Raw genomic sequence first — 21,831 nt, forward strand, 5'->3', positions numbered from 1 at the left:
TCTATAATTTTGACCACTACCCTAAATTTCTTTATCGCTTTCATGCCTAATAAATTCTGCAAGATCACAGACTGAACAATCAAAATAGCCACACAACTTTTCTATATTGTCTGTTGTCGTGTTGTAGTCCAACTGCTTTGCCATTTTTGACAAAGTTGTACGATGGATCCCTGTCTCTACATCTGCATCAAGCTTTTCCCGATCTCAAAGGTTTCTCGCGCACCAATTTACTTTACATGCGTTCGTTTGCTGAAAATTGGGCGGATTTTGAGCAAAATCCAATTGTCCAACAGGCTGTTGGACAAATTCCCTGGGGACACAATCTGGTTTTACTCACCAAATTAAACGAACCACAAACACGTCTTGCCTATGCGCGTTTGTGCATTCAACACCGCTGGTCGCGCAATGCGCTTTAACATCACATCGAAAGCGGTTTATTGCAACGTCAAGGCAGCGCCATGACTTGAATTTTATGAATCATCCATCCATTGTTGTTGTGGTTGAAAAATAGATTGGCTTTTACAACCATAAAAGACTCAACTCGGCTATTGATTATTTAACCCCATTCCAAAAACGACTGGAAATGCAAAAAGTGGCTTAGAAACACTACAGAAATACTTGACCATTACACAATGCCAAATCACACACTGCGCGCCAAAATTAGGGCACTGTCTAGACTTTTACACACGGCCATAAAGCCCGATTTATGGCAAAACACGGCGTCTTGCAAACCGCTAATAGCATTGAGTTCGTCGGCGCGTAAACCTCTAAAACGTTCGGGTAAATGGTGTATTGAGCCATTGCAAAACACCCCAAAACCTTCATTGCCTTTTGGGTAAACTACGCGAGTGATGTCGGTACGATGGCGAATAAAATCTTTAAAGGGCAAATTTTTGTCCAGCAATAACACTCCAGCGGTGACGTTTTGGGCGTGCGCTTCTAACTCCACCACCACTTCGGCCTCTTTTATGGCCGCTTTAATAAAATTGGCTAAAATCCCAGTGGTAAATTCAATGGCTTTATCAAACGCCGCCTGCTGTTGCGCCTCGTCGTCGGTGGAAGAAACGTTCATCATGGCCACCAACATTGACACCGATGGGCGTGGATTGTCGCTGTACCAGCCGTTATCAACCGCATCAATGTCTTTAATCAGTTTGTCGTCCACCCACTGCAAAGCAAATGCGGTTTCATACTCACCTTTTAGACCTTTTAACGCCAAAATTTGTGCGCCAAAATATTCCCATACCAAACCTGCCGTCGCAAACGGCACGCCGTCTTCGCGGGTTTTGGTAAAACTGTTTTGATGATGGTCAAAGCGTAGCGTAGCGGGATCATAGTGCGCGCCCACGTCCAACACAATGTGCGCCTGCTCAATAATGGCCTCGTCGCGCGTTCTAACAACGGCACGTTCTTCGAGCATTAAAAGCATCGAAATAGCAAAAACTTCATCGGCATGAAAACGGCCAGAGTGGGTAACAAGCATGTGGATTCCTTGTGGGGTTAATTGGCCTTAATGGCACGGGGGTTCGTAATTTGTACTAATTGATACACACGGCTTTTTAAAACGTAACAACATAGCCACGCAGCAACGCAATCATTTAACTGCGCGCATAAATATCTTCTAAGCGCACAATGTCGTCTTCGCCCGTGTATTCGCCCACTTGCACCTCGATCATCACCAAGTCAATTTTGCCGTCGTTTTCTAGGCGATGAGTTTGACCCATTTTTATGTAAGTGGATTCGTTGGGGCGCACCAGCATAGTGGTGTTGTCTACTGTTACCGTGGCAGTGCCCGACACGACTATCCAGTGTTCGTTGCGGTGAAAGTGTTTTTGCAGGCTTAAGCGTCCGCCGGGTTTGACCACAATGCGCTTAACTTTATAGCCTTTGGTGTCAACCAACACTTCGTACGTGCCCCAAGGTCTAAACGCTAAGCGGTGTATTTCGGCTAATTCTGGGGCTTGTTTTTTTATTTGTGCGACGACGTTTTTGACTTTTTGCGAACTGCCTTTTTTTGAGATTAAGATGGCATCACTGGTGTCTACCACCAATAAATCATCCACATCAATCAGTGCGATGGTGCGTTCTCGGGTCACAATGAGGTTGTTGTTGGCATCAATGCAAATGGGTTGGGGTGAGTTGTCTAACCTTGATAAAACTGCATTGACCAGGCCTGGTTGTTTGATTTCGTCGAACAGCGCATCAAAACTGCCTAGGTCTGACCAGCCCATGTCGCAGGGTACGACTTTTACAATGTGCGATTTTTCCATCACAGCATAATCAATGCTGTCTTCGGGGATGGCGTGCATTTTGTCTAAATCGATACGAATCTCTGTGTGGCAATTTTCTTGTGGCAGAGCCTCTTTACAGGCCTGGTAGATGTCTGGCGCATAGGTTTGCAACTCGTGCAAAAACACCCCGGCTTTAAAACAGAACATGCCTGAGTTCCAGTAGTAATTGCCTTGGTCAATATACGATTGTGCGGTGGTGGCATCGGGTTTTTCTTTAAACGAGATGACATCATTGCCTTGGTGTTTATCGGCTTCAATGTAGCCAAAGCCAACTTCGGGGTAGGTGGGTTTTATGCCAAAGGTCACCAAGTAACCTTGTTGAGCCAGCGCTTTGGCTTGCAACACCGCGTGCTCGTAGGCGGCTTGGTTTTTTACCAGGTGGTCGGATGTGGTCACAAACACCAAATCATCTGGGTCTAATGCCATACACGCCAGCGCAATGGCCGGTGCGGTGTTTCGACCAATGGGCTCTAATAAAAACTGGGCTGTGTGTGAATTAATTTGGCTTAATTGATCCACCGCCAAAAAGTATTGCTCGATATTAGACACAATTAAACTGTGCGAACAGACGCTTTGGTTACGCAACACCGTGTCTTGAAACAAAGACTTACCGTCAAATAAACGCACAAATTGCTTGGGTAACATGGTGCGACTTAACGGCCAAAGACGTGTACCTGATCCGCCGCATAAGATGATGTTAATCATGAGTTTTTCCTTAAATTTTAATACGATTACTCTCAACCATTTACCGCGCCCTGCTTAACCAAAACAGGGCTACCAGCAACACGCTTAACGCCGGCAATAGTGCGCCAAGCACTATAGGAAAATGGTAAATAACGGTTAAATTTCCAATCAATTGATTAAGCAGATGAAATCCCATGCCAATCAGCACGCCAATAAACACGCGTTGCCCCATGGTAACTTGGCGCAATGAGCCAAATATAAGCGGAAACACAATGGCAATCATGGCTGCTACTACCAAAGGTAATGTTATTTTTCGCCAAAGTTCCAGTTGATACAATCCCGATTCTAGTTGATTGGTGTCTAAAAAATTAATGTATTGATACAAGTTCCAAGCGCTTAAGTAACGGGTTTCAATGTTTAAGTTAACCAGTTCTTCGGGTTTGAGTGGAAACGTTTCGGCAATGGTCTTAAGCGCTTGGCTTTGCAATTGCAGTTTTGCGGTCGGACTTTGTACGTTTTCGCCAAGGGGTACATTCACAGAGTCCGTGCTTAAGAACCCCGGCAACGCGCTAAAACCCAGTGTTTGTTCAACCGCTTGACTAAACACCCAGGCCTGTTGTTTGGCATCAAACGTGGCGCGTTTAATTTGCACCACACGACTTAAAACTGGGGTCATTCGCGTATCCATGGTTTGTTCGTAAACACTAATGTCTTTAAGCTCGGTGCTGGACAGTACTTGTTTAACGTGAATAAATCGCTGGCCATCGCGCAACCAAAACCCGCTGGCAGAGCCCATGCCCGCGTCCACCGAAAAGCGTTCGTTTAGTGCTTCTGCTCTAATTTTTTTGGCATACGCTTCGCTGTGCGGTGCCAACCATTCGCCCACCACCACCATAAACACCCAAATTAACAGAGCCGTTTTAAGCACCGCCCATAAAATGCGTTTAATAGACCAACCGGTCACGCGCAAAATAGTCAGCTCTGATTGATTGGCCAAACTGCCCAATCCCATTAAGGTACCAATGAGCAGCACCACCGGAAATATCTCATAACTGTAAACCGGTAGTTTTAAAAGGGTATACCATGCGCCCAGGCCCAGGGTGTAGGTGTCGGTGAGCTTACTTACTTGGTTCATAAACTCAAAAAAAGCCAAAATAACCAACAACACCAGCATCACCAAAAAGGTGTAACTCACCACCACCCCGCCCAAATAGCGTTCGATACGATTCATTTTTGGCCTCGGGTAAAATTGATTGCTGGCAGTTTAAACCACTCAGGCACTTTAAACTGCCAAAAAGCAAACAGCAAAAACAGCACTGGAATAGGCCACAAACCTAGCCAAACCGGCCAAGAACCATCGGCCATGGTGTCGCGTCCTACGACTAAAAACTGGTTGTAAATAATGTACAACACCAGTGCCAGCAAAATTTTAGCAAAGCGCCCTTGGCGCGGCCCAGTTTTGCTCAGTTTTAAGCCCAACAAGCCCAACACAATCAACCCCATTGGCGTTACTAACCGCCATTGCAACAAGGCTTGATGCTCTAAATCGCTAGAACCCCACAAAAGTTCAGTGGCCACTTCGTATTTTTTAGGCTTTGTGGGTGCGACACTCAGTTCGGGCAAGAACCCTTCAAAGCGTGTAAAATTTTGCACCACTAAGTTCTGGTTAAATGTATGTAAATTTTGATAACTGTAACCGTTCTCTAACACCAACACCACGCGTTCGTTAACCCATTCAAACTGACCGGTAGGCGCCATCAACACTAAGTCTTTTTCGGTGTCTTTAAGCTGAATCCACACCCCTTGCATTTGGCCATTTTTCTCAATTAACTTAGCGTAAATAACCCCGTCACCTCCCGGAATACTGTTAAATTTACCCGGCACCAACCCCGAAACGGGGGCCACTACTTGCGCTTGGCTCATTAAATTACGCTCGGCCGTATAACTCCACGGCGACACATACAAGGTAATCCAAGCGGTTAACAACGCCAGCGGCACTAGAAAAATCACAATGATTTTTTGAAAATACTTAGGTGCCACACCACAACTGTTGAGCACCACCATCTCTTGGTCTTGATACAAACGCCCCACCGCCAACATCACGCTTAACAGCGCCACCAAGGGCATAATCACCTCAAGCGCGGGGGGATTTTAAGCAGCAACACTTGCATAACAACCGACGCGGGTAATTTACCCTGCACCGCCAAGGCCAATAGCTTGGTGGCCTCGGTGCCAAAGGTTATGAGCAACAGCACCGTTAACACGGCAAAAAAGGTCGCCAACAACTCTTTTAATAGGTATTTGTCGAGAATTCGCAAAAAACAACTCCACTCACGTTAAAATAAGCTCCATCAAAAACTGAGCAAAGAGGCTCATTATAGTCTAAAGAGTGCAGCAAACCACGCCAAAACACGCCGCACCAACCGACTCAATCTATCCACGCGCAGGCCATTTAGCGCCTGCGCCCACTGCATAAAAAGGTAACCAGAGATGAAAACCATACAATTTGCTTGCAACCACGCCCCCGATTTTAACCAGTTTGACACCTTAATTGTCCCGGTAGGCCAACAAGGTACACTGCCCAGCTTGGCCAGCGAACTGCCGCAATACGCCGCGTTGGCCAGTTTGGTGCACGACCTGTTTGAGTCGGGCGATTTTTTAGGCAAAGTGGCCAAAACCTTATTATTGGTGCGCCCTGCGGGCTTTGATGTGCAACGTATTTTGTTAGTGGGCATGGGTGATTTGGCCACGCTGAGCGTTAAAAACACCTTAAGCGCGCTTAAAGCCGCCGCCGACGCGCTCGACCATTGTGGTACGGTTAACGCCCTTAACGCCTGTGTATTAGTCAACCCAAATGAAACTAACCAGGCCTGGTCAGTTCAACAAAACGCCCAAGTGTTTCAAAAAAGCTTTTACGACTATGCCCATGAAAGCCGTGGAGCGACACCGCTTAAAGACCCCAAACTCAACACCATGACCTTCACCTGTGAAGCCACGGCACAAAACCTTGCGGCCGTTCAACAGGGTCAAGCCACGGCATTGGGCATGGCGCTTACCCAAGAACTGGCCAACATGCCCAGCAACTTTTGCACCCCCAGTTATTTGGCCGACACCGCTGTGCAACTGGGTAATGAATACGGATTTGAGGTCACTATTCTAGAACGGGAACAGATGATTGAAATGGGCATGGGCTCGTTTATGGCGGTCGCTCAAGGCAGTCACACCCCGCCTAAAATGATCTGTTTGTCTTATAAAGGCAGCGACGCCCAAACCGCCCCCATTGCGCTGGTGGGTAAAGGCGTTACCTTTGATACAGGCGGCATTTCACTTAAACCAGGTGAAGCCATGGACGAAATGAAATACGACATGGGCGGCGCGGCCACGGTACTGGGTGTCTTTAAAGCCCTAGGACAACTTAAACCCGACCTAAACGTGGTGGGCGTGATTCCGGCCACCGAAAACATGCCCTCGGGCAACGCCATTAAACCGGGCGACGTGGTCACATCGCTGTCGGGTCAAACCATCGAAATTTTAAACACCGACGCCGAAGGCCGTCTTATTTTATGCGACGCACTCACCTACACCCAGCAAACCTATCACCCCGCTAAAATCATCGACATGGCCACGTTAACGGGCGCGTGTATCATTGCGTTGGGGCATCATGTGTCGGCGTTAATGGGCAACAACCAAGCGTTGGTAAACGACTTATTAAGCGCAGGCCTGGCCACTTACGACCGTTTTTGGCAAATGCCCTTGGGCGAAGAGTGGGACGAACAATTAAAGTCTAACTTTGCCGACATGGCCAACATTGGCGGACGTCCAGGTGGCGCTATTACCGCCGCGCAATTTTTAGCGCGTTACACCAAAGATGTACCCTGGGCGCATTTAGACATTGCCGGCACCGCGTGGGTAAGCGGCGCTAACAAAGGGGCTACGGGTCGTCCGGTGCCTGCGTTGGTGCAGTATTTAATGCAACAGGCGCGTGGCTAATTTAACGCTATGACCTCTACGACGCCCTTAAATAACGCTCACGACACCGCTCACAATAACTTGCCCGACGCGCGCAACCCAACGCGCGCGCCGCAAGACGTACTGTTTTATGTGCTAAACAGCACCGACACCCCCGCACGTGAAGCCTTTTTAAGCAAACTGCTTAAAAAAATTAACCGCGAAAAACGTCTGTGCGACGTACGCTTTGACAGCGATGATAACGCCCTGCGCTACGATTTAACCTTGTGGAACATTGAACCACACAGTTTTATCGCCCACAGCGTACAAGCCCAAACCCCCGCGCCCATTCAACTGTATGGCGCGCACATTGGTCAACCGTGTAAAGATGTGTTAATTAATTTACACCCCGAATTGTTTAGCGCTTTTGGCGTCTATCAACGCACCATCGAAATTTTAGACCAAAGCGACTACCTCATTAAAATGGGGCGCGAACGCTACAAAGCCTACAAACAACAAGGGCTTGAGCCCACGGTGCATAAAATTGGGTTTTAAGTTTTAGTTTTATCAACCCGCAACATCTACTTCGGGAGAATCGGCAATGGACATCACTCAGCTTTTAGAATTTAGTTTTCAGCAAGGCGCCTCCGACTTGCATCTGTCAACCGGTCAGCCGCCTATTTTAAGAATCGACGGCGACATTCAACGCATTGAAGCACCTAATTTTGAAGCCGAAGAGTTGTCCACCATGATTTATGACATCATGAACGACGAGCAACGACGCGGTCTAGAAGCCAGTTTAGAAGCCGATTTTTCATTTGAACTGCCCAACATTGCGCGATTTAGAGCCAACGTGTTTTTTCAAAATCGCGGCATTGCTGCGGTGTTTAGAACCATTCCCAGCACCATTTTGACCTTAGAAGAGTTAAAAGCCCCCAGCATCTTTAAAGAAATTGCCAGTTTTCCGCGCGGTTTGGTGCTGGTCACTGGGCCGACGGGCTCGGGAAAATCCACCACATTGGCCGCCATGGTCGATTACGTCAACAAAAAAGACGCCGCGCACATTTTAACCGTGGAAGACCCCATTGAATTTGTCCACCAACCGATGCGCGCGCTCATTAACCAACGTGAAGTACACCGCGACACCCAAAGTTTTAGCAACGCCCTACGTTCGGCACTGCGTGAAGACCCAGACGTCATTTTGGTAGGCGAAATGCGTGACTTAGAAACCATTCGCCTGGCGCTCACCGCCGCCGAAACGGGTCATTTGGTGTTTGGCACCTTGCATACCAGCTCGGCGGCCAAAACCATAGACCGCATTATTGACGTGTTTCCAGCCGACGAAAAAGAGATGGTGCGCGCCATGCTGTCCGAATCGTTGCGCGCGGTAATTTCACAAGCCCTGCTTAAAAAAGTAGGCGGTGGGCGCATTGCCGCGCACGAAATCATGCTGACCACCACCGCCATTCGCAATTTAATTCGCGAAGGCAAAGTGCCACAAATGCAGTCGGTACTGCAAACGTCCACCCAACTGGGCATGCAAACCCTCGACCAAAACCTAAAAGAACTGCTCACCAAAGGGCTGATTACCCGTGAAAACGCGCGCGCTAAAGCTGTGAACAAAGACGCGTTTATCTAGCTCTATTTGGAGTATTTACCATGAACAATGACACCTTAAACGATTTGCACGCCTTACTGACCTACTTTAGCCAGCAAGGTGGCTCCGATTTATTCATTACCGCCGGTCGCCCCGCGTCCATGAAAAAAGACGGCAAAATTATCGACATTACCGAAGAAAAACTCACCCCTGCCATTGCCACTCAACTGACTCACGCCATTATGAACCACGACCAACTGGCGTCGTTTCAGACCACCCAAGAGTGCAACTTTGCTTATCACATCAGTGGGCTGGCGCGGTATCGGGTTAACGCGTTTATTCAACGCGGCACACCAGGCCTGGTCATTCGTTCGGTACACACGCACATTCCGTCGTTTGAAAGCTTAAAGTTGCCGCCCATTTTGCGCGACATTATTTTAGAAAAACGCGGTCTAGTATTAATTGTCGGTGGCACAGGCTCAGGTAAATCGACCACACTGGCCAGCTTAATTGACGTACGCAATCGAGAAACCCAAGGCCACATTATTACCATTGAAGACCCCATTGAGTTTATTCACTCACATCAAAACTGCATTGTGACCCAACGCGAAGTGGGCGTGGACACCGACAGCTACTCAACCGCCCTTAAAAACACCTTGCGCCAAGCACCCGACGTGATTTTAATTGGTGAAATTCGCAGCCGCGAAACCATGGAACATGCCATTGCGTTTTCAGAAACCGGTCATTTATGCCTGTCCACCCTGCACGCCAACAACGCAAACCAAACGCTTGACCGCATTGTTAACTTTTTTTCATCCGCCGAGCGCGCCCATATTTTGATGGACTTATCGCTCAACATCAAAGCCATTGTGTCGCAACGATTAGTGCCTAAAATCGGCGGCGGCTTGGTGGCCGCCATTGAAGTATTAATCAACACCCCGCGCATGGCCGAGTTAATTTTTAATGGCAAGGTGGGAGAGATAAAACAGTTGATGTTGGCCTCAGAAGCCCAAGGCATGCAAACGTTTGACCAAGCCTTATTTGAACTGTATGAAGCGCAAAAAATCACTTACGAAGACGCTCTGCGCAACGCCGACTCCACCAACGATTTACGCTTAAACATCAAACTAAACAGCCAGCTGCCGCCCCCCAACGCCGAATACGAAGAACAAAAAGCCCAACCCACTCCCACGTTTAGCCTACGCACTCACGTTGATTAATGGTTAAAGTAGAATTTAAGCAGTGAGTTTAAAAATAAGCTTTTACCAGGCCTGGTTACATTCTTTTTGCGGTGCGTTACCCAACAAATTGCTAGCAGGCCGTAAACCAGTTTTCTAACCTAAGACCTTCAACCCCTTTAAAGTCTTTTTGATTACGCGTGACCAAAACTAATCCATTTGAAATCGCGATGGCGGCAATTTGCCCATCGACAAAAGGTAAAACGACCCCTTTCTTTTGACAGTCTATTCTAATTTCAGCATGCACTCGAGCGGCTTTGACATCATAAGTAAAGCAAGGATAGTGCGTAACCACTTGTGAGAGATAAGCGCCTATCGCTTGCTTTTTAGCGCCATCGGGCATTCTTAGCCATCCAAAACGCAGCTCATGCAGCGTGATTGAACTTAAGCCACACAGCTCGCTCAATCCACAGAGTTTGTCCATCACGCCAAAATCAGGTTGTAGACGAGACGGTTCTGAAATCACATTGGTGTCCAATAAATAGCCAATTTGCTCGATATTATTTTCTACCATGAAAAATCACGACCCAAATCACGACCCAAATCACGATTTGCGTCACAACCTAACTCATTTTCGCGAACCGCTGCCCAGTCGTCTAAATCGTTTACTGTGCTTTCCGCTTCCTCTGCGAGGTATTTTTGACGCCAAGCAACAATCGCATCAAACACTGGCACACCCTGTCCAGCGGCGTTAGCAATGGGCATTAAAACTGCACACGGCTTTCCGTGTTTGGTAATCGTGACCGATTGGTGATCACAGGTAACCGTCTCCATAACCAACGCCAAATGATTACGAAAATCGGTAAAACTTTGTGTTTGCATAACGTCACCCTCTTTTTAATGTACACATAAATTGTACATTTATTATCTAAATTCAGGAATAAAAATCGCCAAGTCATTCAATTGCTAACACGTTATCAGGCCTGGTTAAATCCATTTGCACGTTTTTTAACGCAAATCCCCAATGCCTACCAAGGTGTTTTTTAGGGTTTTGAGTTCGTCACGCAGTTGTGCGGCGGTTTCAAATTCCAGTCCTTTGGCGGCTTGATACATCTGTTTTTCAAGTTTTTTAATGTGGCTGGCAATTTGCGCGGGTGTCATGGTTTTGTGATGGGCGGCGTAGTCGGCTTGCGCTTGTGCCACTTTGGCGGTTTGCGCCGCAGTGCTGGGGCGCGACGATTTAGAGGCGTACGGCGAGTCTTCTAAAATGTCGCTGACTTTTTTGTTTAAGCCTTTTGGGGTAATGCCGTGCTCTAAGTTGTAGGCTATTTGCATGGTGCGGCGGCGTTCGGTTTCGTCTATGGCGACTTTCATTGACTTGGTGATTTTGTCAGCGTACAAAATGGCTTTGCCGTTCACGTTGCGCGCCGCGCGACCAATGGTTTGAATCAACGAGCGTTCTGAGCGTAAAAAACCTTCTTTGTCGGCGTCTAAAATGGCCACCAAGGCCACTTCAGGAATGTCTAATCCTTCGCGCAACAGGTTAATGCCCACCAACACGTCAAACACCCCTAAACGTAAATCGCGAATAATTTCAATGCGCTCGACCGTGTCAATGTCCGAATGCAAATAACGCACTTTTACGTTGTGATCTTCTAAATATTCGCTTAAATTTTCGGCCATGCGCTTGGTTAGGGTGGTGACTAAAATTCGCTGCTCTAGCACCACGCGCTGTTTAATTTCGCCCAATAAATCGTCTACTTGGCTTAAGGCTGGGCGCACTTCAATAATGGGGTCTAATAAACCGGTGGGGCGCACCACTTGCTCTACAATTTTGGACGAATGTTCGGCCTCGTATTTGGCCGGCGTGGCCGACACAAAAATCGCTTGCGGCATGAGTTGTTCAAATTCGGCAAACATCAAAGGACGATTATCCAGCGCAGAAGGCAATCTAAACCCGTAGTTAACCAAGTTTTCTTTCCGCGAACGATCGCCTTTGTACATGCCGCCAATTTGCGGAATGGTGACGTGACTTTCGTCAATGACCAGCAAGGCGTTTTTAGGAAAATAGTCCATCAAGGTCGGCGGCGGTTGGCCAGCGTCGCGCCCCGACAAATAGCGCGAGTAGTTTTCGATGCCTTGGCAATACCCCAACTCGAGCATCATTTCGATGTCTAAGCGCGTGCGTTCGTCCAGGCGTTGTGCCTCGACTAATTTATGGTGCGCGCGCAGGTCTTCTAAGCGCACTTTAAGCTCTTCTTTCACCGAATCCAGCATGTCCAACACGCGTTCGCGCGGCGTAACGTAGTGCGACTTGGGATAAATAGTGACCCGGGTGGGTTTGCTAATCACCTCGCCGGTCAGCGGGTCAAACCACGCAATGGCCTCCACTTCGTCGTCAAATAAGGTTAAGCGCACCGCAAACTCTTCGGCTTCGGCCGGAAACACATCAATCACATCGCCGCGTACTCTAAACGTGCCGCGCCACAACTCAACATCGTTGCGGGTGTATTGCATCGAAATTAACCGCGCCAACACATCGCGTTGCGGTAATTTGTCGCCTAGGCGCACCTGCAAAATCATCTTTAAATACATTTCGGGGTCGCCCAAACCGTAAATGGCCGACACGGTGGCAATTAAAATCACGTCTGGGCGTTCTAGTAAGGCTTTAGTGGCGGATAAACGCAGCTGTTCAATTTGCTCGTTCACCGACGAGTCTTTAGAAATATACGTGTCCGACGCGGGAACATACGCCTCGGGTTGATAATAGTCATAGTACGACACAAAATATTCCACCGCACTTTTAGGAAAAAAACCTTTCATTTCACCGTACAGTTGCGCGGCTAAGGTTTTGTTGTGCGCCAAAATAATGGTGGGTCGTTGCACCTGCACAATCACATTGGCGATGGTAAAGGTTTTGCCCGAACCCGTTACGCCCAGCAGGGTTTGAAACGCTTCGCCGTCTTGCAAACCTTCCACCAATTGTGCAATGGCTTTGGGCTGATCACCATCGGGTTGATAGTGCGAAACCAGTTCAAACAATTTAGACACAATTATTCCTTTAAATAAGACACAAAAATCCAGTAAAATAGCCGGTATTGCCTATTACAACGTGTTTTAACGTGCGCCCAACGCTATAAACGCCCAAACGCACCCAACCAACCATTATACAGGCTCCTTTATTTTCGGAGAAAAACATTAAAATGACCAGCTTATCGGATCGCGTTAACAGAGTAAAACCCTCACTGACTCTAGTGATTACGGCCAAGGCCGCTGAACTGAAACGCGCAGGCAAAGACATTATTAGCCTTGGCGCGGGGGAACCCGATTTTGATACGCCCGATCACATTAAAGCCGCTGGCATTAGCGCTATTCAAACTGGCCAAACCCGTTATACAGCGGTGGACGGCACCCCAGAGCTGAAAGAAGCGGTGCGCGCCAAGTTTAAACGCGACAACCATTTGGACTTTGCCATGAACCAAATTTTGGTGTCGTCAGGCGGCAAACAAAGCTTTTTTAACTTGTGCCAAGCGGTGTTAAACGACGGCGATGAGGTGATTATCCCCGCACCCTACTGGGTCTCTTACCCAGACATGGCGCTGTTAGCCGGTGGCGAGCCAGTGATTATTGAGGCAAACATTGAGCAAGGTTTTAAAATCACCGCCGCACAACTGCAAGCGGCGATTACCCCTAAAACCAAAATAGTGGTTATCAACAGTCCGTCCAACCCAACTGGAGCCATTTACACCGCCGCCGAGCTCAAAGCCTTGGCCGAAGTGTTAATTAACTACCCTAATATTCTCATTGCCTCGGACGACATGTACGAACACATTTTATTAACCGACTTGCCTTTTATCAATATTTTGCAAGTTTGCCCAGAACTAACCAATCGCACCATTGTGCTAAATGGCGTGTCTAAAGCGTATTCCATGACGGGTTGGCGCATTGGTTATGCGGGTGGCCCGGTTGAAATCATTGCCGCCATGCGCACCGTACAGTCGCAAAGCACCTCTAACCCATGTTCTATTTCGCAAGCTGCGTCGGTTGAGGCGTTAAATGGTTCGCAAGAGTGCATTCAAACCATGTTGGTCGAGTTTAAAAAACGCAACGAATTTGTGACCGAGCGCGTCAATCAAATCCCCGGTTTTAAATGCATTAAAGCCGATGGTGCGTTTTACGCTTTTATGGATATTTCGCACGCCATGGATTTAAAAGGCTACGCAACCGACGCCGACTTTGCAAATGCGTTGCTTGAACAGCAATTGGTGGCGGCGGTTCCTGGCTCGGGCTTTGGTGCCGACAAACACCTGCGCATTTCGTTTGCGACCAGCATGCAAAATTTAGTCAACGCGCTCGATCGTATTGAGGCGTTTATGCAAAGCTAGGGTTGAGGTTGACCTATAACCGCTAACACGCTTGATTTACCAAAAGCCCGCGACGATTAAATTGTCGCGGGCTTTTTGGTTTTTAGCGGTTATAGCTGTTATTAACGACTATTCTCACCACACCCATCGTTGCGCACTCTTAAAAACACCGGAAAGCGCGGCAAGCCTTTTTGGGTTAGCCCCATATATTGAAAGGTCACGCAACTTCCGAATGGCGGCGGCGTGGCGCGCAACGCGTCGGTTAAACCACTGCCAATTTTAAGCACTCTAAGCTCGCCCACCAAATGAGCAAACTGCCCAGTTGGTAACGCACACAGCAACGCACCAGCTTGTTGGGTGTATTTACCTTTACCGGCTGTTACTCCCTGCACCACGCATTCGGCATCCTGTTTAAGTTTGACCTTTTGCGCCGACGCCAAACGCCCCACTTGGTAATCGTGCTGGGGATTGCGCACCACCACGCCCTCGCCGCCTTGTGCCAACACCGTATGCAGGTAACGTTGTACGTCGCTGTTTTCAAGAATAGGGGCTTGCGCCAAAACCCGCAAATACGGTGCGGAATGCGTTTTAAGATAATCATTCACCACCGCCAAGCGCGCCAATAATCCACCGGGCTGGTACGGCACTTCAAATACCTGATAGGTTAATGTCTGCCAACCAGAATGCGCGGTCAGTTGATTAACAACCGACACGGTTTGTTCAAACTGGCCACGCGCCAACCACAGTTCGCCATCTAACGCAAAAGGTGGAAAACCGGCAATAAACCACTCGGGCACGGCAAACACCAAACCATTGCGACTGATCAGCTGCTTGCCATCCCACAGCGCACGTACGCCATCGAGTTTTTCGCTCATGACCCAACCGTTTACCTCTTGCGTGTTTGAGTACTCGGTTAACAGCATAATGTTAGGACGCTCTACCGCACCTAATGACGGCATGGGTACTGCCAGTATGCACACGGTTATAACCTTTAAAATTAATCTTACCAGGCCTGGTGGGTTTGCTTTTGAGTGTTTACTTAATATGAGTGTCATAGCAATGCCTACGTCTTATTAGTAAGATAACCATCATAGCAAAAGCACGTATTTTTTACAGGCATAAAAAAACCCGCACCAAGGCGGGTTTTTTAACAGAACCAAATACGGTAATAAATAAATTATTAACGCTTTGAGAACTGAGGACGACGACGCGCTTTGCGAAGACCGACTTTTTTACGCTCAACTTCACGAGCGTCACGCGTTAGTAAACCACGTGCACGAAGTGCTGGGCGGTTAACTTCATCGTATACGCACAATGCGCGAGAAATACCGTGACGAACGGCACCGGCTTGGCCGGTAGTACCACCGCCTAACACAGTGATATAAATATCAAACGTCGTTAGGTTTTGAGTGGCTTCTAATGGCTGATTAATAACCATTAAATCGGTATCGCGCGCAAAATATTCATTAATTGCACGACCGTTTACCGTCATTTTGCCAGAACCTGCACGCATAAATACGCGCGCTACTGAGCTTTTACGACGACCTGTTCCGTAATACTGCTGTACTGTTGCCATAATAATTCCTTTTACAACTCAAGTGCTTTAGGTTGTTGTGCTGTATGTGGGTGTTCGGTACCTGCATACACTTTTAGCTTTCTGAACATGTCACGGCCTAAAGGACCTTTTGGCAACATCCCTTTTACTGCAAATTCAATTGGACGCTCAGGGGCTTTTTCAATTAACTTTTCAAAGTTAGTTGATTTTAGGTGACCTACATAACCAGTGGTGTGATAGTACATTTTATCTTTGCGCTTGTTACCGGTTACGGCTACTTTTTCGGCATTGATAACAACAATGTAATCGCCACAGTCAGTGTGTGGTGTGAATTCTGGCTTATGCTTGCCACGTAAACGTGAAGCGATTTCAGCCGCCATACGCCCTAAAGTTTTACCTTCAGCATCTACAATGTACCAGTCGCGTTTAACTTCAGCCGGTTTTGCAACAAATGTTTTCATAATTTGTTCCTAAATAATTTAAATAATCCAAATCCAAAAGATTGTTTGATTAGCGATTGATTTCAACCAGTTAATCAAAAATCCACTTACTGTTTTAACGGGCAATAAGGGGGAAGGGATTAACGAGCCGCAAATTATACAAAGTTATGAATTAAGTTTCAATATTATTTACGACTATTTTGTTGGGTTTAGATGAATTTGACGTGAACTTGATATGTATTTAAAACAATTTGGCCTTGACCAGGCCTGGTGAGTTTAAAAATAGCTTTTAAACGTATTTTTAATCATGCTTAAACTCTTTACACACTTTAAACACAAAAAAACCAGCAAAATGCTGGCTTTTTTGGTTTACAACTTGCTTACAATTTTAAATTACATTAAATCAAATGACTTTGATAAACCGACTACAAAGTAAGTCGTGTCATTGGTGTTTGCACCACTCATGATAACGTTTGCGCCGAAATCAAACCCTTCAACTTCTGTCGAATAACCAATGTCAAAGTAAGCCGCTGCGTCTGCTTTATCGTATTTAGTTTCGCCATAAGTCAAAGAAACCCCTTCAGCCACTGCGCCAGCGTCTAACGACACAGAGTAATGCACATACTTATCTTCAGCCGTAGATTCAACAGTATTATCTTGACCTAAGTCATAAGTTGCTGAAAGTGGTCCAAAACCTGTTGATAAATTAATTTCCTCAAACGCACCAGCTTTTCCACCATAGATTTTTTTATCTGTGTAACTGTAGCTTGTATAAGCCGCGCCTAAATCAACGCCACCAAAGTTACCACCCCAACCAGCATATAAATCGTATTCAGCACCATGCTCCATGGTTGAACCCCATACGCCAGCAAACAATCCAGAATCATGTTCGTAATCCAAACCACCTTGCAATGCTGGTGATGGCGTATCCTCTTGCTGATTAAAACCACGAAAAATATAATCGGTTACAAACCCAGCATTGGCCGAAACACCCGCGTGAGAGGTGGCGGGAGCAACCGCCATAGCCGCAGAACCAGCTAGCGCCATTGACATCAATACGGTTTTTAATTTAAGTGTTTTTTTCATTTGTGTTACTCCAACGTTAAAAATAAATTAAATTGTTCAATAACCTTATAACCAAATAAGTGCCAATATTAAAATTAATTATATAAATCAATAGCATAAAAATAAAAACACTGCCCACCACTTTTTTAACTCTCTAAAATCGCCTCGTTTCGCACAATTTAAAACAAAGTTGCACCAAAATATTACAACTCTTCAAGAGCATGACTCGCTGTCATTAAAAACTTTTGTAAATCGTCTTCAAGCTCTCTAAAGCATTTAATCAATCGCTCAGCCTTGGCCGTTAATTGCGTGCCACCACCCGACTTACCACCCTGCACTTTTACCACCAGTGGTTGATCGTACATGCCGTTAAGCTCTTCAATTAGTTTCCAGGCTTTTTTGTAAGACATGCCCATCTGCTTTGCCGCTTGGTTAATAGAACCAAAATGCGCAATGTGCTCTAACAACTCAATTCGTCCAATGCCCACGTAACTGGCTTTTGTACCTGTAATCCAAAAACGCGCTCTTATGTTTTAGAATACCCTTCACCAGGCAATTTAATTTCAAGCTCTGTGGGCACGGTTGAAATGGACATAAATAAATCTTCCTTAGCAAAAACCCTATTGTAAGATAATTTAAGCCATTTGCACGCGTGAGACGCGAAAGAAACATGAGGTAAAATTTACCTGATTAAGGCGACTACTTGTGCAAAGGCTTTATAAAATATGTTAGCGTATTAATTGACCTTGTATGAATGCATAGGCGCTATTTAAATTCTATTTTGGAGAGTACACATGAACGTTGGATTATTAGACCGTATCATCAGAATCATTGCGGGGTTGGCGCTAATTGCTTTAGCTTTTTTTGATGTTTTAGGGGCCTGGGCTTACATTGGGGTTATTCCATTGGCCACCGGATTGCTTAAATGGTGCCCGTTGTATACCTTGCTGGGCGTGCAAACTTGTGCAGTACACGAGCACATTAATTATAAATAAGCGCTTATTAAGAGCTATAAACACAAAAAAGCCAGGGATAAATTATCGCCTGGCTTTTTATGTTTAACCCTTTTTATATGGCTTTTTTAACGGTTTTTAAAACCCGTTTATTTGCAACCTTTGCACAAGTGAAGTGCGAAGATCTTATTTAGCATAAAACGCCTTAAATTTAGCTCTTAACTCAGTAGGCTGTTTTTCACTATTGGCTTTAGTTTGCGCAAATACAATGGTTTCGCCTTTTAGCCCCGCGCCCACTTCGGTCACTCTAAACGCCACCTCGTGATTGGCTAAATACTCTTGCAATAATGCCCAGTTATCAAACACATTAATACGACCTTCGTGTCTAATTTCACCGTAAAATTTTTCAGCGGGCGCTAAACGCCCTTCTAACATTTCAACTGAAGGAATACCGCTGGCTTTTTCACTGTCTTTTTTGGTTAGACCGTGCATCACTGTTTCGCCCTTTGGACCAGCACCAATCATAGTTTTACGAAATGTAGCTTCGCCTACAGACAAAAAGCTTTTGTATAATTCTGCTTCATAAAACACATTTAAACGACCGTCTTCTATGACCACATAAAAATCATCGTTGTTTTGAGCAGTCGAAGTTGCCGCCGCTTCTGCTTTAGCCATATTTTTGGGTTCTTCAGTGGTTGTTTCGTTGGCCGTACATCCGCTCAATACTCCGGTTGCCATGATTGCTAACAGTAATTTTTTCATTTAGGTTCACCTATTTATTAAGAACATTAAGAATATCTAAGAATAGTAAGACGTGTTTTACCCAACCGCCCATTACTCAATACAATGCACGAGGGATTTAAATGTGGTCACGATTAAAACGACCTAATTTTAAAAAGGCTATGTAACAAATACATTAAAACCATGTTACAAATAGATGAACACCAGCGCCTAACTACTCTCAAAAAACATCAAAAGCCCACAAAATGGTCGCAGAGTTTAGACTCCAAAATAAAAACCTTAATTAAATAACCCTACTGGCGATAATTGCTTGCAATCGCGGCCGATAAAGCTAATATTATTACTTAGTAACCAATCCGCTACAAATTCAATCACCGCTTACACAATGGTCTTTTAAACGTTATTACCTAGGCTTAACACTTAATTATGGCTCAAACTAACATGCCCAAAACTCAGCATCAAATTATTGAACGTTTTGGAGCTTCACATTCAGACAAAAATTTACCCAATTTAACCTTGTCTAAAATTAACGCTTTAAAGCTCAACGCTAATCCTATTCACTACACCCTTATTTACGAACTGCTAAGCCGGGCTGACCCCTACTTTACCGAAGAAATTAGCAATGCCATAGAATTTAACAACTATAACGACCAAACGGCTCAAGGGCTTTTTATAGAGCTTATTACTAATATTATTCATAAACAAATACCCACCGAAGAAGTAGGAAAACTGCTCAATGGCTTGCTTAACGACATTGAAAACTGGGTAAAACGCGCTCAAAGCAAACAGCTTAATTTACGCGATGAAATGCAACACATTAGTGAGCACAACGAGCTTCCCGCCTCTATTGCCGAACGTTTACGTACCCGAATTTTTCCGGCTTTAGATGAATTTTATGTTGAAACCTCGCAGTTGCAGCAACAAGTAAGCGCTTCTGCAATCGAAATTAAACAGCTTAAAGATGAGTTAGAGCAAGCTACTTCTATTGCCAAAACCGACGAGCTAACCAACATTCCTAATAGGCGTGGTTTTAACGAAATCATTCAACGCCTCAAAAACAAGGCCTTACAAGAGCAAGCCACGTTTGCGTTAATTATTTTAGATATTGACCATTTTAAGAAAGTTAACGATATTTTTGGCCACTTAATTGGCGACAGTGTTTTACGTTATATTGCCAAATTACTTAAAGAAGAAACCAAGGGACGTGACTCAGTAGCGCGCATAGGCGGCGAAGAATTTGTGGTGCTGTTGCCCAACACCCATTACGGCGAGGCACTTAAGGTTGCCAACAATTTACGTTTAAAGGTTAATAGCAAAACCCTGAGCGTTAAAAACAACAGCACCCCTTTAAGTTTAAGCATCTCGGCAGGAGTGGCCATGTATCAAATGGACGAAGACATTGAGAGCCTAATACACCGTGCTGATTTATGCCTGTATAAAGCCAAAAACTCCGGTCGCAACAAAGTCTGTGGCGAAGCAGAATCGTAACATCTTTAACTTAACACCCATAAGACTGTTTGCACACCAACACAATTAAAAACAGGTTAACCAGGAGGAGTCATGCTTCAAAAAACATATACTTTTGAACCCCAAATAATCGTTAATTCAAACGACATTAACCTGTTAAACCTGCCTACAGGTCTAACCAGCCCAAAAAAAGGTATCGCATTGTGACTCGTACCAGATTTAAGGCACTCTTAAATCGGTATATTGCCCATTACAAACTGTGGCTGCTTATTTTAGTCAGTTTATTGTTAACCGCACTGCTGTATCAAAAAACTGAATCGCCCTTATTAGAACAGCGCGCCAGCATACTGAAACAAACCTTTATGCTTAACGAACTCCAAAGAGCCATATTAGACAGCCTGGACACTCCTCAAAACCAAACGATTAATCATTTTGACACCCTAAATTACCAAAGTGTGGCTTTACAAAGTCATTTAATGACGCTGATTAAAAATCCTGCCATACACACCAATAACGTCTTAGACAAAAGCCTGCAAACACTGCTCATTTTGTCGCAAGAACAATCTGAGTTAGTAAATCAATTTAAAACCAATTATTTAGTATTGCATAACTCTTGGGCCTATTTTCCAAGCACCTTTGACCAATGCTTTACCGTGTTACACGCCCAATCACATCAAGAACTTGAACCCTTACTAATAAAAACATTTATGTCGGGTGTAACCTTAAAACAGGCACTCAATGACGCCTCTTTACAATCTTTTAACGACCACCTAAACCAGCTTAAACTGGCCACACAAGATGTTCAATGTAAACCCTTTATGCAACACAGCGACCTAATTTCTCGTTACACACCCGTTTTGCAAAAGACTCACCAAACCTTATTTAGCTTGCCCATAGGTTCAGAGATTGCCCAGTTTTACAGTTTGCTTGAGCAAGCCATTAGCGCTCTTGACCAACGTAATAAACACATTTATCTGCTTATTTCACTTTTTTAGGGGGGTTACTGCTTTATATTGGCCTAACCTTAAACACGCTGTTTAAAAAAAATATACAGTTGCAAACGGCTCTTAAAAACCTTTCTAATCAAAAAACCATGTTTGCAGCGCTTATTAAAGCCAACTCGGCCATTATGGACGTTACCCATAAAGAAAGTTTGTATCAAAAAATTTGTGACATCGCCACGCACGATGCCCAATTTGACAGCTGCTGGATTGGCGAGATTCAATCCAACAAAAGCGTAAAACCCATTACCACCGCTGGCTTGGGCGGGGCTTTTTTAAAAACATTAACCGTTTCAGTTGACCCTAATACGGCCGAAGGCCATGGTGCAGTTGCCGAAAGTTACACTAAACGACAAGCGATCATTACCAATAATCATGTTGCAAAAATTCGCGGCACGCCATGGGAAAAAATCAGCCAGGCCTGGGGGGTTAAAGGCAGCGCCACGTTACCTATTTTTGTGGACAAAGAAATCATTGGTTTTTTGTGGTGTACACCGGAACAGCTGACTTTTTAACGATGAAAACGCTCAACTACTGCAACAATTAG

At 45.5% G+C, this 21,831-nt stretch carries 23 protein-coding genes and 1 pseudogene; 10 read left to right on the plus strand and 14 right to left on the minus strand.

What is annotated here, in order from left to right:
• Positions 1-21: 21 nt before the first annotated feature.
• Complete coding sequence (locus EP181_RS12905; RefSeq protein WP_420824419.1) at positions 22-144, minus strand: hypothetical protein; 123 nt, start codon at positions 142-144, stop codon at positions 22-24.
• An 11-nt stretch (positions 145-155) separates the two neighbouring features.
• Here EP181_RS12905 and EP181_RS08930 point away from each other — a divergent pair, with 11 nt between their 5' ends.
• Positions 156-416 (plus strand): DUF1016 N-terminal domain-containing protein, encoded by a 261-nt coding sequence (locus EP181_RS08930; protein ID WP_197723368.1) that lies wholly within the window; start codon positions 156-158, stop codon positions 414-416.
• A 224-nt stretch (positions 417-640) separates the two neighbouring features.
• Here EP181_RS08930 and EP181_RS08935 read toward each other — a convergent pair whose 3' ends face one another.
• The 4 genes and pseudogenes from EP181_RS08935 to lptF all read right to left on the minus strand — a co-directional run bounded on the left by EP181_RS08935 (position 641) and on the right by lptF (position 5,239).
• The gene (locus tag EP181_RS08935) at positions 641-1,483 is read right to left on the minus strand and encodes an MYG1 family protein (RefSeq protein ID WP_127471330.1); all 843 of its coding nucleotides are present in this window, start codon (positions 1,481-1,483) and stop codon (positions 641-643) included.
• Positions 1,484-1,598: 115 nt separating this feature from the next.
• Complete coding sequence (locus EP181_RS08940; protein WP_127471331.1) at positions 1,599-2,996, minus strand: mannose-1-phosphate guanylyltransferase/mannose-6-phosphate isomerase; 1,398 nt, start codon at positions 2,994-2,996, stop codon at positions 1,599-1,601.
• 40 nt (positions 2,997-3,036) lie between these two features.
• Complete coding sequence (lptG, locus tag EP181_RS08945) at positions 3,037-4,206, minus strand: LPS export ABC transporter permease LptG (protein ID WP_127471332.1); 1,170 nt, start codon at positions 4,204-4,206, stop codon at positions 3,037-3,039.
• A pseudogene (gene lptF / locus EP181_RS08950) lies at positions 4,203-5,239 on the minus strand (LPS export ABC transporter permease LptF). Before lptF ends, lptG begins: the two are co-directional and overlap by 4 nt.
• Positions 5,240-5,465: 226 nt before the next feature.
• Between lptF and EP181_RS08955 the strand changes: the two are divergent.
• Genes EP181_RS08955 through EP181_RS08970 form a run of 4 tightly spaced genes read left to right on the plus strand, consistent with a single transcriptional unit; the run spans position 5,466 to position 9,740 of the window.
• Positions 5,466-6,965, plus strand: coding sequence for a leucyl aminopeptidase (locus EP181_RS08955; RefSeq protein ID WP_127471333.1), 1,500 nt, complete (start codon positions 5,466-5,468; stop codon positions 6,963-6,965).
• Positions 6,966-6,974: 9 nt separating this feature from the next.
• On the plus strand, positions 6,975-7,478 hold the full coding sequence (locus EP181_RS08960; RefSeq protein ID WP_127471334.1) for a DNA polymerase III subunit chi: 504 nt from the start codon (positions 6,975-6,977) through the stop codon (positions 7,476-7,478).
• A gap of 46 nt (positions 7,479-7,524) precedes the next feature.
• Entirely contained in the window at positions 7,525-8,562 is a 1,038-nt protein-coding gene (locus EP181_RS08965) for a type IV pilus twitching motility protein PilT (protein WP_127471335.1), read from the plus strand.
• Between the two features lie 20 nt (positions 8,563-8,582).
• Positions 8,583-9,740, plus strand: coding sequence for a PilT/PilU family type 4a pilus ATPase (locus EP181_RS08970; RefSeq protein WP_127471336.1), 1,158 nt, complete (start codon positions 8,583-8,585; stop codon positions 9,738-9,740).
• A gap of 91 nt (positions 9,741-9,831) precedes the next feature.
• Here EP181_RS08970 and EP181_RS08975 read toward each other — a convergent pair whose 3' ends face one another.
• From EP181_RS08975 to uvrB, 3 genes are all read right to left on the minus strand, one after another.
• Positions 9,832-10,272, minus strand: a complete 441-nt coding sequence (locus tag EP181_RS08975; RefSeq protein ID WP_127471337.1) for a type II toxin-antitoxin system VapC family toxin — start codon at positions 10,270-10,272, stop codon at positions 9,832-9,834.
• Positions 10,266-10,580: a type II toxin-antitoxin system Phd/YefM family antitoxin gene (locus EP181_RS08980; protein WP_127471338.1), complete on the minus strand. Its 315-nt coding sequence runs from the start codon at positions 10,578-10,580 to the stop codon at positions 10,266-10,268. The genes EP181_RS08975 and EP181_RS08980 overlap by 7 nt, the downstream gene beginning before the upstream one ends.
• Positions 10,581-10,706: 126 nt before the next feature.
• Entirely contained in the window at positions 10,707-12,749 is a 2,043-nt protein-coding gene (gene uvrB / locus EP181_RS08985; RefSeq protein WP_127471339.1) for an excinuclease ABC subunit UvrB, read from the minus strand.
• Positions 12,750-12,901: 152 nt separating this feature from the next.
• Between uvrB and EP181_RS08990 the strand changes: the two genes are divergently transcribed.
• Entirely contained in the window at positions 12,902-14,083 is a 1,182-nt protein-coding gene (locus tag EP181_RS08990; RefSeq protein WP_127471340.1) for a pyridoxal phosphate-dependent aminotransferase, read from the plus strand.
• 101 nt (positions 14,084-14,184) lie between these two features.
• Here the strand turns inward: EP181_RS08990 and EP181_RS08995 are convergent, their stop codons facing one another.
• The 5 genes from EP181_RS08995 to EP181_RS09015 form a co-directional block, all read right to left on the minus strand.
• Positions 14,185-15,117, minus strand: a complete 933-nt coding sequence (locus EP181_RS08995) for a DNA ligase (RefSeq protein ID WP_127471341.1) — start codon at positions 15,115-15,117, stop codon at positions 14,185-14,187.
• Positions 15,118-15,242: 125 nt separating this feature from the next.
• Entirely contained in the window at positions 15,243-15,638 is a 396-nt protein-coding gene (gene rpsI, locus EP181_RS09000) for a 30S ribosomal protein S9 (RefSeq protein WP_127471342.1), read from the minus strand.
• Between the two features lie 11 nt (positions 15,639-15,649).
• A complete protein-coding gene (rplM, locus tag EP181_RS09005; RefSeq protein WP_127471343.1) occupies positions 15,650-16,078 on the minus strand; it encodes a 50S ribosomal protein L13 in 429 nt (142 codons plus the stop codon).
• Between the two features lie 372 nt (positions 16,079-16,450).
• A complete protein-coding gene (locus EP181_RS09010) occupies positions 16,451-17,143 on the minus strand; it encodes a TorF family putative porin (RefSeq protein WP_127471344.1) in 693 nt (230 codons plus the stop codon).
• Positions 17,144-17,325: 182 nt separating this feature from the next.
• Positions 17,326-17,610: a winged helix-turn-helix domain-containing protein gene (locus EP181_RS09015; protein WP_232023406.1), complete on the minus strand. Its 285-nt coding sequence runs from the start codon at positions 17,608-17,610 to the stop codon at positions 17,326-17,328.
• 306 nt (positions 17,611-17,916) lie between these two features.
• Here EP181_RS09015 and EP181_RS09020 point away from each other — a divergent pair, with 306 nt between their 5' ends.
• Positions 17,917-18,117 carry a YgaP family membrane protein gene (locus EP181_RS09020; RefSeq protein ID WP_127471345.1) on the plus strand — a complete coding sequence of 67 codons (201 nt, stop codon included), beginning with the start codon at positions 17,917-17,919 and terminating at the stop codon, positions 18,115-18,117.
• Between the two features lie 144 nt (positions 18,118-18,261).
• Here the strand turns inward: EP181_RS09020 and EP181_RS09025 are convergent, their stop codons facing one another.
• Positions 18,262-18,837: a hypothetical protein gene (locus tag EP181_RS09025; protein ID WP_127471346.1), complete on the minus strand. Its 576-nt coding sequence runs from the start codon at positions 18,835-18,837 to the stop codon at positions 18,262-18,264.
• 405 nt (positions 18,838-19,242) lie between these two features.
• On the opposite strand from EP181_RS09025, the gene EP181_RS09030 reads away from it, so the two are divergent.
• From EP181_RS09030 to EP181_RS09040, 3 genes are all read left to right on the plus strand, one after another.
• A complete protein-coding gene (locus EP181_RS09030) occupies positions 19,243-20,304 on the plus strand; it encodes a GGDEF domain-containing protein (protein ID WP_127471347.1) in 1,062 nt (353 codons plus the stop codon).
• A gap of 182 nt (positions 20,305-20,486) precedes the next feature.
• A complete protein-coding gene (locus EP181_RS09035; RefSeq protein ID WP_127471348.1) occupies positions 20,487-21,278 on the plus strand; it encodes a DAHL domain-containing protein in 792 nt (263 codons plus the stop codon).
• Between the two features lie 98 nt (positions 21,279-21,376).
• The gene (locus EP181_RS09040) at positions 21,377-21,799 is read left to right on the plus strand and encodes a GAF domain-containing protein (protein ID WP_127471349.1); all 423 of its coding nucleotides are present in this window, start codon (positions 21,377-21,379) and stop codon (positions 21,797-21,799) included.
• Positions 21,800-21,831 lie beyond the last annotated feature (32 nt).

The organism is Thiomicrorhabdus aquaedulcis (assembly GCF_004001325.1).
Taxonomy (GTDB): Bacteria; Pseudomonadota; Gammaproteobacteria; order Thiomicrospirales; family Thiomicrospiraceae; genus Thiomicrorhabdus; species Thiomicrorhabdus aquaedulcis.

Excerpts from the sequence above, each read along its gene's own strand:
- EP181_RS12905 (WP_420824419.1), bottom strand. The coding sequence starts at position 144 with ATGGCAAAGCAGTTGGACTACAACACGACAACAGACAATATAGAAAAG.
- EP181_RS08935 (WP_127471330.1), bottom strand. The coding sequence starts at position 1,483 with ATGCTTGTTACCCACTCTGGCCGTTTTCATGCCGATGAAGTTTTTGCT.
- EP181_RS08940 (WP_127471331.1), bottom strand. The coding sequence starts at position 2,996 with ATGATTAACATCATCTTATGCGGCGGATCAGGTACACGTCTTTGGCCG.
- lptG (WP_127471332.1), bottom strand. The coding sequence starts at position 4,206 with ATGAATCGTATCGAACGCTATTTGGGCGGGGTGGTGGTGAGTTACACC.
- EP181_RS08955 (WP_127471333.1), top strand. The coding sequence starts at position 5,466 with ATGAAAACCATACAATTTGCTTGCAACCACGCCCCCGATTTTAACCAG.
- EP181_RS08960 (WP_127471334.1), top strand. The coding sequence starts at position 6,975 with ATGACCTCTACGACGCCCTTAAATAACGCTCACGACACCGCTCACAAT.
- EP181_RS08965 (WP_127471335.1), top strand. The coding sequence starts at position 7,525 with ATGGACATCACTCAGCTTTTAGAATTTAGTTTTCAGCAAGGCGCCTCC.
- EP181_RS08970 (WP_127471336.1), top strand. The coding sequence starts at position 8,583 with ATGAACAATGACACCTTAAACGATTTGCACGCCTTACTGACCTACTTT.
- EP181_RS08975 (WP_127471337.1), bottom strand. The coding sequence starts at position 10,272 with ATGGTAGAAAATAATATCGAGCAAATTGGCTATTTATTGGACACCAAT.
- EP181_RS08980 (WP_127471338.1), bottom strand. The coding sequence starts at position 10,580 with ATGCAAACACAAAGTTTTACCGATTTTCGTAATCATTTGGCGTTGGTT.
- EP181_RS08990 (WP_127471340.1), top strand. The coding sequence starts at position 12,902 with ATGACCAGCTTATCGGATCGCGTTAACAGAGTAAAACCCTCACTGACT.
- EP181_RS08995 (WP_127471341.1), bottom strand. The coding sequence starts at position 15,117 with ATGACACTCATATTAAGTAAACACTCAAAAGCAAACCCACCAGGCCTG.
- rpsI (WP_127471342.1), bottom strand. The coding sequence starts at position 15,638 with ATGGCAACAGTACAGCAGTATTACGGAACAGGTCGTCGTAAAAGCTCA.
- rplM (WP_127471343.1), bottom strand. The coding sequence starts at position 16,078 with ATGAAAACATTTGTTGCAAAACCGGCTGAAGTTAAACGCGACTGGTAC.
- EP181_RS09010 (WP_127471344.1), bottom strand. The coding sequence starts at position 17,143 with ATGAAAAAAACACTTAAATTAAAAACCGTATTGATGTCAATGGCGCTA.
- EP181_RS09020 (WP_127471345.1), top strand. The coding sequence starts at position 17,917 with ATGAACGTTGGATTATTAGACCGTATCATCAGAATCATTGCGGGGTTG.
- EP181_RS09025 (WP_127471346.1), bottom strand. The coding sequence starts at position 18,837 with ATGAAAAAATTACTGTTAGCAATCATGGCAACCGGAGTATTGAGCGGA.
- EP181_RS09030 (WP_127471347.1), top strand. The coding sequence starts at position 19,243 with ATGGCTCAAACTAACATGCCCAAAACTCAGCATCAAATTATTGAACGT.
- EP181_RS09040 (WP_127471349.1), top strand. The coding sequence starts at position 21,377 with ATGTTTGCAGCGCTTATTAAAGCCAACTCGGCCATTATGGACGTTACC.